Raw genomic sequence first — 12,603 nt, forward strand, 5'->3', positions numbered from 1 at the left:
CAAGATCGAGGAAAAGGAGTAGTGAGATGAAGCAGTCTTTTGTGGAACAGATCAAAGGGAATGACCCGATGATCGAAAAACCCAAAAATGTGATTCAAGGAACCGTATCGGGATATCCGGTCAATGCCATGTTTGGAGTGAACGGCGGTGCGTTCTGGCGTATCGTGGTGGACGCGAAACAGGGCCAGAATCCTCCCGGGTATCCGATGGACAGTTTTCTGGCGGAGATGCGCTCCGGTGTGAAGAAGGTGACAAGGGCATCCTATGACGGAAAGCGGATCGAGATACTTATGCGGTCTTCTGGAAAAGCCGGCCTCCAGATACGGGATATACTGGATCATATCGCAGTGTATCTGACGCAGAATGGCTACGTGCCCTGCTGCGGCTGCTGCGGAGAAGAGGCGCCCGCGACGCTTTCCAGCATAAACGGTTATATGGATTTCATGTGTGACAATTGCTATAATGGACTCTGCAATAATCTGGAGATCAACAAACAGCAGATGAAGGAGCGGAAAGGCAATATCGTGACTGGCATCGTAGGAGCTTTACTGGGAGCTCTGCTGGGAGGCGTACTCTGGGTTATCATCTATCAGCTGGGATACATAGCGGGAATCGCAGGCCTGGTGGCGGCGGTCTGCGCCCTGAAAGGATATGAGAAGTTCGGCGGAAAGATCAATGTGGCCGGCATCGTGATTTCTTTGGCGATCGTGGCAGTTGTGATCTACTTCGCCCAGAACGTGGGTCTGGCGCTGGAGATTTACAGGGAATTCAAGGAGTACGACATCACCTTTTTTGACGCGTACCGTTCCATTCCGGATTTTATGACATATCCGGAGATCAGCGGCATGTTCTATAAAGATCTGATAGTCGGTTATGGCCTGACTGCCATTGCCAGCTTTGCCACGGTCCGGAACATGTTCCAGAACAGCACTGGGAACTATAAGACTGGGCGGTATTGAAACCGCCGTGACAAAAAAGAGCGTATCGGAACAGATTCCGAACGCTCTTTTTACAATAAGGAAAAATCAGCAGTCTCCGGGCGGGAGCGTCGGGCCGTCATAGCAGGCGATGCCTTTTTCAGCCAGGAAGCTCCGCCATTCCGGGGACAGTGCTTTGTCGGTGACAATACCACTGATCGGTTCAAAGCCGCTGATTTTTACAAAAGAGGCATAATTGAACTTGGAATGGTCGGCGATGAGATAAGACTCGTTCGCACGGTTTAAGATGACCCGGCGCAGATGGGCCAGCTCCTCATAGGAATCGGTGACGCCGTGTTCCATGGAGAGAGAACGGCAGGAGAGAAAAGCCTTGTCCACATGATAAGCGGAAAGGGCGTTCAGAGTACCGGCTCCCATGAAGGAATTGGTGTCAGAATCGAAGGAACCGCCGACCGCGATCAGATGAATATTGCTTTGACCACACAGCCGATTGATGATGGCAAGAGAATTGGTTACGACGGTAATGCGGAACTGCATCAGGCTTTCTGCAACGAACAGGGCGGTTGTGGAGTTGTCCAGATAGATGGAATCGCCGTGGCTGACAAGCTTCCGGCAGGATTCCGCAATGATAGTCTTGCTGTCAACGTAGGCATCCATCCGGACTGTAAAATCCACTTCATTTTGGACGCCGTTCTGAATGAAGGCGCCTCCATAGGTGCGGGAGAGTACTCCCTCACCTTCCAAAATCTTTAGATCACGGCGGATGGTTTCTTCTGTGACCTCAAATTTTTTTGCCAGGGCAGGCACGGTGACACTTTTCTTTTCCTGTATCTGGGCTTTGATCAAGTTCCTTCTGGTAACCGCGAGCATAGGGCCCTCCTTCATTTAAACTATGGAAAGTGGTTTTTCTTAACTATATCGTATAAACACACAAAAAACAATATTTTTTGTGAGAATCAAAAGAAAAACAATAAAATACAAATAAAAAACCACGTAAAATCTTGACAAAAACAACATAAAAACATAAAATTACATTATAAACAGCAGTGTTGATTTTTGTACGTCAACGCTGAAGAGAGGGGACGGTGAAATGAGTAAAAATGAGGGTACCCTGATGTCGGACCAGGAAGCAAAAGAAGCAATTGTGGAAATCGGCAGAAGGATATACAATAAAGGGTTTGTAGCGTCCAATGACGGGAATATCAGCGTCAAGGTAGGCGAAAATGAGCTTTGGGCCACACCCACGGGTGTCTCCAAAGGATTTATGACGCCGGAGATGCTGGTCAGGCTGGATATGGACGGAACGGTTCTGGAGGGGGACTGCCGGCCGTCCTGTGAGATCAAGATGCATCTGAGAGTCTTCCGGGAGAACCCGTCTGTGACCGCGGTCGTCCACGCCCATCCGATGATGGCCACGGCGTATGCCATTGCCGGCCGGCCGCTTGACAAGCCGATCATTACGGAGGGTGTCCTGCAGCTGGGCGTAGTCCCGCTGGCGCCTTACGCGACGCCAAGCACAGAAGAGGTTCCGGATTCCATCGCGCCGTACTGCAAAGACTACAATGCTGTTCTTTTGGCGAATCACGGCGCTCTGACCTGGGGCAAGGATATCTTGGAAGCCTGGAGGCGGATGGAATCGGTGGAATATTACGCGTCTATTATGATGATCACAGAAAAGGTATTGGGAGAGAGCCGGGAGCTGACGAAGGAACAGATCGAACGGCTTGTGACGATCAGAGAATCCATGGGGATCATGACGGGAGGAGTACCGTCGGGAGCATGATAAAGGAGGAGAAATTCTTATGGCGAATTATTTAGTTGGCTGCGATGTGGGGACAAGCGGAACAAAAGCGGTAGTGATCGATGAGGAAGGGAATATCCTGGGCTCTCATTCCATCGGATATAAGCTTTTGACGGCAAGGCCGGGGTGGGCCGAGCAGGATCCGGAGGACTACTGGAACGCGGTGGCAGATACCATTCAGGTATCCATAAAACAGGCTGGGATCGATCCGAAGGAGATTCGCGGCGTGGGAATCAGCGCCCTGGCTCCAGCGTGTATCCTGGTGGATAAGGATCTGAGGCCGCTGCAGATGGGGCATATCTGGATGGACCGAAGAGGGACCAAGGAGACTGCCTGGGTCAAGGAGCATATTGGAGAAGAACGGGTGAGAAAGCTGAGCGGAAACCCCATCGATCCCTATTATGCGGCCATAAAAATGATGTGGGAAAAAAACAACCGGCCGGAGCTTTACAAGAAAACCTATAAGCTTCAGACAGCGGCGGATTATCCGGTCATGAAGCTGACGGGAAAGGCGGTCACCGACTATTCCAATGCGAGCCTGATCGGTATTGGCTACGATATCATCAATAAGCGCTGGGATGAAAAGACCATGGACGAGATTGGGCTGGACATTGAAAAACTGCCGGATTCTTATGCCTGTGATGAGATCATAGGAGAGGTCACAAAGGAAGCGGCAAAGCGGACAGGCCTGGCGGCCGGGACACCGGTCATTGCCGGTACGACCGACGCTACGGCGGCATGGGTGGCCGGCGGCGCAATTGAGGACGGAGATATGTCTCTGGCCATGGGAACTGCGGGCTGTATGGGATTTGTACATAATGAGCCGCGGTTTACTCCTAATATGATTACGATTCCTCATACGGTAAAGTCCAAGACCACCTATACGACTTGCGTGGCCATCTGCGCCTGCAGCTCAGTGATGCGCTACTTTAAAGACACCTTTGGCGCCGAGGAAGTGAAAGAAGCGGAGGAAAAAGGTCTGGATGTATACCAGATGCTCAGCGACAAAGCGGAGAAGACTCCGGTAGGAGCCGACGGCCTGATCACGCTCCCCTATTTCATGGGTGAAAGGACTCCCATCTGGGACCCGCTCGCGAGAGCAAACGTATTCGGAATGTCGCTCTCCCATACGAAGGAACACCTTCTGAGGTCCTTTATGGAGGGCGCGGTGATGGCGCTCCGCCATAACTATGAGCTTGTAAAGGCCAGCGGATGCAAGATGACGCCTCCTCTTGTTCTCTGTGAAGGAGGAGCAAAAAGTCCGTTCTGGAGACAGATGGTCAGCGATGTGATCGGCGTGCCCACCAGCTATATGAAGGAGGCGAAGGGAGCGCCCTTTGGAGACGCAATTTCCGCCGGTGTGGGTACGGGCGTATTTAAGGATTATCAGGTGGCCAAGGACTGGGCGAAGGTTGGCGCGTCCCATACGCCCAATATGGAGAATAAAGCCGTTTATGATAAGATGTATCCGCTGTATCTGAAGCTGTATGAGCAGCTTAAAGGCTGCTATATGGACCTTGCGGATATCACCGGATATAAATAAAAAGGAGGAAGGTCATATGAAAAAAATCGTTGTCGGTGCGGACCCTTTTGGATTCACGGTGAAGGAAGAGGTAAAGAAATACCTGGAAGGCAGAGGCTACGAGGTTCTGGATGTGGGAACTCTTGATGAAGAGCATCCCGTGGACTATTACAAAGTGGGCTCTGAAGTGGGTAAGCGGATATCGGCCGGAGAATATCCCCAGGGGATTATTTTCTGCGGCACGGGAATGGGTGTGAATATTGTAGCCAACAAGTATAAAGGAGTTTACTGCGGATTATGCGAGAGCGTGCTGTCTGCCCGTCTTTGCAAGATCATCAATAACTGCAACGTATTGTCGATCGGCGGTCTGTTCAACGGAGGCTACAAGGCGGTACAGATGGTCGAGGCATTTTTGGACGCGGAATTTTCCATTGGTTTTTCCGAGGCCGCGCCGGAAGCGCTCCAAGACGGCCTGAAGGGTGTAAAAGAGATAGAGGAGAGCATTTATGGCAAATAAGATCATGACCAGTATGAACGATTCTTTTAAGCTGTTGAATACGAGGACCATACCGTGCCTGGGGTTTGGGACCTACCTGGCAACCAGAGGGAAAAACCCGGATGTGATCGGGCAGGCGATCCGGGCGGGCTACCGTCATATCGATACGGCATCGCTGTATGGAACGGAGCCGGAGGTGGGCGAAGCCATTCAGAAGAGCCGGATTCCGAGAGAAGAGTTCTTCCTGACTTCTAAGGTCTACAAGACGGATATGGGATATGAGAAGACCAAGGAAGCTTTCCAGAGAAGCCTGGATAAGCTGCAGACTACCTATCTCGATATGTATATGATTCATTGGCCCCTTCCCTATGTGAACTATACGGATTGGAGAAAGCTGAATCTGGATACCTGGAGAGCCATGGAAGAGCTGTACTTTGACGGGAAAATACGGGTATTGGGAGTGTGCAACTGCATGCCTCACCATCTGCTGAACATCATGGAAAACAGCATCGTGATGCCTGCGGTGGATCAGCTGGAGCTGCATCCCGGCTATATGCAGGAAGAGGCGGTGGAATTCTGCCGGAAACACGGGATCGTAGTGGAGGGATGGAGCCCCACAGGCCGCGGAGTGCTCCTGGAAAATGAATTCCTGAAGGGGCTGGCTGCGAAATATGAGGTATCGGTGGCGCAGATTTGTCTCAGATTCCTGCTCCAGAGCAACATCCTGCCTCTGATCAAGACCTCCAGCCTGGAACGGATGAAGGAAAATCAGGACGTCTTCCGCTTCCAGATTTCAGAAGAGGATATGGAGGCGATTCGGAATATGCCGCTGGCCGGCTGGTCGGGAGAGCATCCGGACAGACTCAGGGTTGCGGCGGTGGACTAAAGAAGAATCGATAATATAATAAAAAATCCCCCCCACCGCATCCAATGCAGTGAGGGGGAAATCAAAAGGGGAGGATAAGTATTTCTCTTTTCTTTGGTACTATCTTAAGTATGCCCGGGAAGAGAAGACTTATACACCTCTTTTTAATTTTTTTATTTTACCTTGCCGGGCGGGCGCACTTCGCGCGGCAAGGTGTAGTATAATATTATCCGGCAGAGCTTCCGCGGGCTTGCTCACTTTGCTCTTCTGTGGTATGATACATTCGCTGAACAGACCAGATAAAAGGAATCATGGATGAGGACGGAGGCAGAATGACATGGAGTGTGGATCGGCTTATACCAGCTTTGCGGCTGTCTATGATAAATTCATGGACAACGTTCCATATGAAGAATGGTGTGTTTATCTGACCGGGCTTTTGAGGGAATATGGATGCAGAGACTGCCTGCTGGCAGATCTGGGCTGCGGCACAGGCAGCCTTACGGAACTGCTGTCCCAGGCCGGCTACGATATGATAGGAATCGATCAATCGGAAGAGATGCTGGAAATAGCCATGGGAAAACGGGTGGAGTCAGGCAGGGACATTTTGTATCTCTTACAGGATATGAGAGAATTTGAACTATTCGGCACCGTGGGAGGCATCGTAAGTATCTGCGATTCCATGAATTATATCACTTCCTATGAAGAGTTAGTGCAGGTATTCCGGCTGGTGAACAATTATCTGGATCCGGGCGGCATCTTTATTTTTGATTTCAATACCTGGTATAAATACCGGGAGCTTTTAGGCGACGGTACGATAGCGGAGAGCCGGGAGAATGAAAGCTTTATCTGGGACAATTATTTTGACGAGGAGACCGGCATCAATGAATATCAGCTGACCATATTTGTGAAAGCGGACTGCGTTTCCGGCAGGGAAAACGATCTTTATCATAAATATGAAGAGATTCATTATCAGAGAGCGTATGAACTGGCGGAGTTTCAGAGGGCCCTTCTGGAGGCGGGCATGGAGTTTGTGGCCGCGTATGACGCGTTTACGAGGGAAGCGCCGAAGGAAGAGAGCGAGCGGATTTATGTGGTTGCCAGAGAACGGGGAAAGAACATCGGCGTCTGAGAATAATAGAAGAGGGAATGACAGTGGGGAACGGAATAACTGAAAAGGAAAATGGGAATATGGAAAAAAGAGCAGACGGAGTCATGGAAGATTACATTGTCCGCGCTACGGCGGCGGATGCCAAGATCAGGGCGTTTGCGGCGACCTCCAGGAATCTGGTGGAAGAGGCCAGGAAAAGACATAATACCAGTCCGGTGGCGACAGCGGCGCTGGGACGTCTGATGACGGCAGGCGCGATGATGGGAAGCATGATGAAAGGGGATAAGGATATCCTTACGCTGAGGATCCAGGGAGACGGCCCCATCGGAGGCATCACGGTCACCGCGGATTCCAGGGCGGATGTGAAGGGGTGCGTGGTCAATCCGGAGGTCCTCCTACACGCCAACAAAAAAGGCAAATTGGATGTGGCCGGAGCAGTGGGACGGGGTACGCTTACAATCATACGTGATATCGGCCTCAAAGAGCCATATTCCGGACAGATTGATCTGGTCAGCGGAGAAATCGCGGAGGATATCACGTATTACTATGCGGTGTCGGAGCAGGTTCCGTCCTGTGTGGCTCTTGGAGTGCTGATGAACCGGGAAAATACAGTGCGGCAGGCGGGAGGCTTTATCATCCAGCTCATGCCGGACGCGGAGGAAGAACTGATAACGGCACTGGAGGAGCATCTTTCGGGGATCACCTCCATCACCTCGTTTCTGGATGCCGGAAAGTCACCGGAACAGATCCTGCAGGATATCTTAGGAGACTTTGGTCTGGAGATTCTGGATAAGATACCCACAAGGTTTTACTGTGACTGTTCAAAGCAAAAGGTGGAAAAGGCGCTTGTCAGCGTGGGGAAGACAGAGCTGGATGAGATGATCGCTGCCGGCGAGCCAGTGGAGGTTTCCTGCCATTTCTGCAGTGAACGGTATCGATTCGGAGTAAAAGAGCTCGAAAATATCAGAAATCAGATGGATTAATAAATAATCACCAAATATTGTTTGGAAAAATATACAAAAATTAGAGAAAATGGCAAAAAAATGGTTTGCGGACAAGCTGTTATATGCTATAATATGAGGAGCAGGCGGCCAACCTGCTCTTTAACGTCTAAATTCAACACAGGAGGGATTTAAAACATGGCGAAATGGGTATATTTGTTTAAAGAAGGAAATGCGGACATGCGTAACCTTCTTGGCGGAAAGGGCGCCAACCTGGCAGAAATGACCAATCTTGGCCTTCCGATTCCCCAGGGCTTTACTGTAACTACAGAGGCTTGCACCGATTATTACAACAGTGGAAAGAAGATTACAGAAGAAATTCAGGGACAGATTTTCGACGCGTTAGCATGGCTTGAAGCTGAGAACGGCAGAAAATTTGGCGATACAGAGAATCCTCTCCTAGTATCCGTACGTTCTGGTGCCAGGGCTTCCATGCCTGGTATGATGGACACAATCTTAAACTTAGGCTTAAACGATGTTTCTGTTGAGGGATTTGCAAAGAAGACAGGGAACCCCAGGTTTGCATACGATTCCTACAGAAGATTTATTCAGATGTTTTCCGATGTTGTTATGGAGGTTCCCAAATCCTTCTTTGAAAAGATCATTGATGAAGTAAAGACGGCAAAGGGCGTTCATTATGATACGGAGCTGACGGCCGATGATCTGAAGGAGCTGATCGCGAGATTCAAGCAAGTTTATAAAGATGCGATGAACGGTGAGGAATTCCCTCAGGATCCGAAGGTCCAGCTTATGGATGCAGTAAAGGCTGTATTCCGTTCCTGGGACAACCCCCGCGCCATCGTATACAGAAGAATGAATGATATTCCCGGTGACTGGGGCACTGCCGTAAACGTACAGACCATGGTATTCGGAAATATGGGCGATACTTCCGGAACAGGCGTTGCGTTCACCCGAAATCCGTCCACCGGCGCAAGAGGTATTTATGGCGAATACCTGATCAACGCGCAGGGTGAGGACGTTGTGGCAGGCGTGCGTACGCCTCAGCCCATCACCAAACTGGCGGAGGATCTGCCGGAATGCTACAAGGAATTCATGGCGATCGCGAATAAGCTGGAAGACCACTACCGCGATATGCAGGATATGGAATTCACGATTCAGGAAGGGAAACTTTACTTCCTCCAGACCCGTAACGGCAAGAGGACTGCTCCCGCGGCTATCCAGATTGCCTGCGACCTGGTGGACGAGGGCAAGATCACTCCTGAGGAAGCGGTATGCCGTATCGAGGCAAAGTCCCTTGATCAGCTGCTTCATCCTACCTTTGATACAGCTGCGCTGAAAGCCGGCGAGGTCATTGGGAGCGCGCTTCCCGCATCTCCCGGAGCTGCGGCAGGTAAGGTTTATTTCACAGCCGAGGATGCAAAGGAAGCTCACGAAAAAGGCGAAAGAGTCATCCTGGTCCGTCTGGAGACATCGCCCGAGGATATCGAGGGTATGCACGCGGCAGAGGGAATCCTGACAGTGCGCGGCGGCATGACTTCTCATGCGGCAGTAGTGGCGCGCGGCATGGGCACCTGCTGTGTATCCGGCTGCGGAGAAATCAAGATAGACGAAGCCGCCAAGAAATTTGAGCTGGGCGGACATGCCTTCACAGAAGGGGACTATATTTCCCTGGACGGCACGACAGGCAAGATTTATAAAGGCGATATCAAAACAATGGAGGCTTCCGTGGGCGGAAACTTCGGCCGTATCATGCGCTGGGCGGATCAGTTCCGCAAGCTGCAGGTACGTACCAATGCGGATACCCCCATTGATACGGAAAATGCCGTTAAATTGGGCGCGGAGGGCATCGGCCTCTGCCGTACTGAGCATATGTTCTTTGACCCTGACAGGATTCCGAAGATTCGGAAGATGATTCTTTCCGATTCTGTAGAAGTGCGTGAGGCTGCTCTGAACGAGCTGATTCCTTTCCAGAAAGCAGATTTCAAGGCGATGTATAAGGCTCTTAGAGGCCGCCCGATGACCGTTCGTTATCTGGATCCGCCGCTTCATGAGTTCGTTCCCACCGATCCTGCGGATATTAAAGCACTGGCAGATGACATGGGCCTGACTCCTGAACAGGTAAAGGCAAAGTGCGACGACCTTCATGAGTTCAACCCGATGATGGGCCATCGTGGATGCCGCCTTGCGGTTACCTATCCGGAAATCGCGAAGATGCAGACGAGGGCGATCATTGAAGCTGCTATTGAAGTGAAGGAAGAGATGGGATATGACATCGTTCCCGAAATCATGATTCCTTTAGTCGGAGAGAAGAAAGAGCTTAAGTTTGTAAAAGATGTGGTAATCGCCACGGCAGAAGAAGTCATGAAAGAAAAAGGCGAATACATCAATTACCATGTAGGGACCATGATCGAGATTCCCCGCGCGGCTCTGACTGCCGATAAGATTGCAGAAGAGGCGGAGTTCTTTTCATTCGGTACCAATGACCTGACTCAGATGACTTTCGGCTTCTCCCGTGATGACGCCGGAAAGTTCCTGCAGTCCTACTACAGCAACAAGATTTACGAATCCGATCCTTTTGCAAAGCTGGATCAGGAGGGCGTAGGCCAGCTGGTGGCCATGGCGGCGAAGAAGGGACGCAAGACCAATCCGAATCTGAAGCTTGGTATCTGCGGCGAGCACGGCGGCGATCCCAGCTCCGTAGAATTCTGCCATAAGATCGGGCTGAACTATGTATCCTGTTCCCCTTACCGCGTACCTATCGCAAGACTGGCGGCGGCACAGGCAGCTATTAAACAAAAATAATCGAAAACGGGCTTATTTGTCACAGGGTGCCCCATTATCGTCCAGTGCGAGAGAGTGGCTATCCTCTAAGCAGAATAGAACGTGAGCAATAAATAAAGACGAAACAAAGAGTAGACCTTGAAACTTGGGAGGAATCCTGAGCTTTGAGGTCTTTTTTTACATTTTGTAAAAGAAGGTTTTCCTGAAGAAAACTGCATAACGACTGTTATATTCATGTAGCTATAGGGCAGCCGTCCGAAAATTCCACAAAGTTTTGGATAAAAAGAGATAGTGTTATACTAGGCAAGGGGGCTTTTGCCTTGACAGCGAAATACATTTATTATATGGTGAGTACAGGAGGAGGGGCATTATGAAAAAAGTAGTTTGTATTATGCTGGCAGTCATTATAACGGCGGTTTTGGCCGCGTGTGGGGTGCCAAAGACGCAGCATTCAGAAACACAGCAGTCAGAAGCACAAAAGCCGGGGGCGCAGCAGCCAGAAGGCGAAAAAGATTTGGTGCAGATTTCAAAACAAATCACGGAAAAGCTCAGTGATTCGGAATATGATGAGATCGCCGGATTTATGGGAGATCAAATGAAATCCCTTTCTGCAAAGGACTGGGAAAAAATATGGGACGAGACGGAAAGTGGATTCGGGGCTTTTCAAAAAACGGGCGAATTCATCCAATTTGAAACGGATGGTTATGATGTGGTAGAACTTGAACTCATCTGTGAAAACGGGACGGCCGTTCAGCGCACCGTGTTTGATTCTCAGGGGCTTGTTGCCGGATTTTTTATGAAAGCCGGGCCGATCAAGTCCGACTTGCCGGAGGGGATTACTGAGCAGGAGATTACCTTTGATTCGCAGCCGGGATTTCCGATACATGGTACCTTGACGATGCCAAAGGAGGCGCCGAAGGCGGCTCTGGTCCTCGTTCATGGTTCGGGGCCTCAAGACCGGGATTCTACAATCGGCTTTAATAAACCGTTCCGCGATCTGGCGTATGGACTCGCCGCCCAGGGAATCGCCGTTCTCCGCTATGATAAAGTGACATACACCTATGGGGAAAAATTAACAGAAAAATATGGATCTGCTTTTACGGTGGAAGAGGAATCTATTCTGGATGCCGTAAGCGCTGTGAATTGGCTGAAGCAGAAGGACTCTATCCCCGGAGACTCCATCTATGTGCTGGGAATGAGCTTAGGCGGTTCATTGCTGTCATCCATAGGAAAAGAATGTCCTGATGTGGCAGGATATATCAGCATGAGCGGTACGCCGCTTCCGCTGTGGAAAATTTCCCTGCAGCAGAATGAGATGTCGCTGGAGGAGCAGAATGAAGCGCAGAGGGCGGCCGGGCAGGTCATAATCGACGAAGAGGTGCAGAAGGCCGAGAATATTTCGGACTATACGGAAGAAGAGCTGGCAGACATGACTGTTTTCGGGCTTCCAGGTATTTATTCCAGGCATCTTTTCAGCATAAAGACTGCGGAACTGCATCTTGCGGATAAAAAGCCGATTTTGATTCTTCAGGGAGGAAAGGACCGCCAGGTGACGCCGGAAAACGGCATCACGGCATGGCAGACTGCATTAGCCGGCCATCCGGACGCGACTTATAAGCTTTATGATGATCTGAACCATATTATGGGGGATTACCAGGGAGAGGCGGTTCCTTTCCTGGAACTGCTGAGTGTAGAATATCGTCAAAATACGCCTGTGCCCCAATATGTCATCGACGATATCGCCGACTGGATGAACGTCCGGGGAAACCATTAAAAACGGCATAGGATTGGATTTATCCAAAAAGCATGGTAAAAATCATACCGATTGCTCCGACAGAGAGAAAGGCCAGTCCTATCCCCGCTGACTTTTTTCGCTGTTCCATATCCTTTCTGCTGCTTTCCGACAAATGAGTGATTGGATATTTCCTTCTGCCGATCAGATACATGAGCAGGCCGCTGGAGTTATTGCCGTTTATGGCAAATAGTCCCCACAGTTTTGGATGCTTCAAGCCGCGGGCCTCCGCGTCGATTATGGTCAGCCGGTAGATTTGATATACGATTTCAATTGCCCCCACAAAGGTTATTGCTCCGAAGATCACTGCAAATATGGCGCTGTTTTCCATGATGGTT

Annotated in this window: 11 protein-coding genes; 9 read left to right on the plus strand and 2 right to left on the minus strand. The window is 50.3% G+C overall.

Annotated elements, in window-relative coordinates; translation table 11 throughout:
* Positions 1–26: 26 nt before the first annotated feature.
* On the plus strand, positions 27–959 hold the full coding sequence (locus H9Q78_RS10245; protein WP_249301525.1) for a hypothetical protein: 933 nt from the start codon (positions 27–29) through the stop codon (positions 957–959).
* 66 nt (positions 960–1,025) lie between these two features.
* On the opposite strand, the gene H9Q78_RS10250 is transcribed toward H9Q78_RS10245, so the two are convergent.
* Positions 1,026–1,808, minus strand: coding sequence for a DeoR/GlpR family DNA-binding transcription regulator (locus H9Q78_RS10250; protein ID WP_249301528.1), 783 nt, complete (start codon positions 1,806–1,808; stop codon positions 1,026–1,028).
* 220 nt (positions 1,809–2,028) lie between these two features.
* On the opposite strand from H9Q78_RS10250, the gene H9Q78_RS10255 reads away from it, so the two are divergent.
* The 8 genes from H9Q78_RS10255 to H9Q78_RS10290 all read left to right on the plus strand — a co-directional run bounded on the left by H9Q78_RS10255 (position 2,029) and on the right by H9Q78_RS10290 (position 12,247).
* Positions 2,029–2,721: a class II aldolase/adducin family protein gene (locus H9Q78_RS10255; RefSeq protein WP_330595144.1), complete on the plus strand. Its 693-nt coding sequence runs from the start codon at positions 2,029–2,031 to the stop codon at positions 2,719–2,721.
* A 19-nt stretch (positions 2,722–2,740) separates the two neighbouring features.
* A complete protein-coding gene (locus tag H9Q78_RS10260) occupies positions 2,741–4,282 on the plus strand; it encodes an FGGY-family carbohydrate kinase (protein ID WP_249301531.1) in 1,542 nt (513 codons plus the stop codon).
* A 16-nt stretch (positions 4,283–4,298) separates the two neighbouring features.
* Positions 4,299–4,778, plus strand: coding sequence for an RpiB/LacA/LacB family sugar-phosphate isomerase (locus H9Q78_RS10265; RefSeq protein WP_249301533.1), 480 nt, complete (start codon positions 4,299–4,301; stop codon positions 4,776–4,778).
* A complete protein-coding gene (locus H9Q78_RS10270; protein ID WP_249301535.1) occupies positions 4,768–5,643 on the plus strand; it encodes an aldo/keto reductase in 876 nt (291 codons plus the stop codon). Before H9Q78_RS10265 ends, H9Q78_RS10270 begins: the two co-directional genes overlap by 11 nt.
* 316 nt (positions 5,644–5,959) lie before the next feature.
* Positions 5,960–6,751: a class I SAM-dependent DNA methyltransferase gene (locus H9Q78_RS10275; RefSeq protein ID WP_249301538.1), complete on the plus strand. Its 792-nt coding sequence runs from the start codon at positions 5,960–5,962 to the stop codon at positions 6,749–6,751.
* An 83-nt stretch (positions 6,752–6,834) separates the two neighbouring features.
* Positions 6,835–7,713 (plus strand): Hsp33 family molecular chaperone HslO, encoded by an 879-nt coding sequence (hslO, locus tag H9Q78_RS10280; protein ID WP_249304813.1) that lies wholly within the window; start codon positions 6,835–6,837, stop codon positions 7,711–7,713.
* A 156-nt stretch (positions 7,714–7,869) separates the two neighbouring features.
* The gene (gene ppdK, locus H9Q78_RS10285; protein WP_249301539.1) at positions 7,870–10,494 is read left to right on the plus strand and encodes a pyruvate, phosphate dikinase; all 2,625 of its coding nucleotides are present in this window, start codon (positions 7,870–7,872) and stop codon (positions 10,492–10,494) included.
* A gap of 349 nt (positions 10,495–10,843) precedes the next feature.
* Positions 10,844–12,247, plus strand: coding sequence for an alpha/beta hydrolase (locus H9Q78_RS10290; RefSeq protein WP_249301542.1), 1,404 nt, complete (start codon positions 10,844–10,846; stop codon positions 12,245–12,247).
* A gap of 19 nt (positions 12,248–12,266) precedes the next feature.
* On the opposite strand, the gene H9Q78_RS10295 is transcribed toward H9Q78_RS10290, so the two are convergent.
* Positions 12,267–12,596, minus strand: coding sequence for a hypothetical protein (locus H9Q78_RS10295; RefSeq protein WP_249301544.1), 330 nt, complete (start codon positions 12,594–12,596; stop codon positions 12,267–12,269).
* Between the last annotated feature and the right edge of the window lie 7 nt (positions 12,597–12,603).

Origin of the sequence: Qiania dongpingensis, assembly GCF_014337195.1 — a bacterium.
Lineage (GTDB): Bacteria > Bacillota > Clostridia > Lachnospirales > Lachnospiraceae > Lientehia > Lientehia dongpingensis.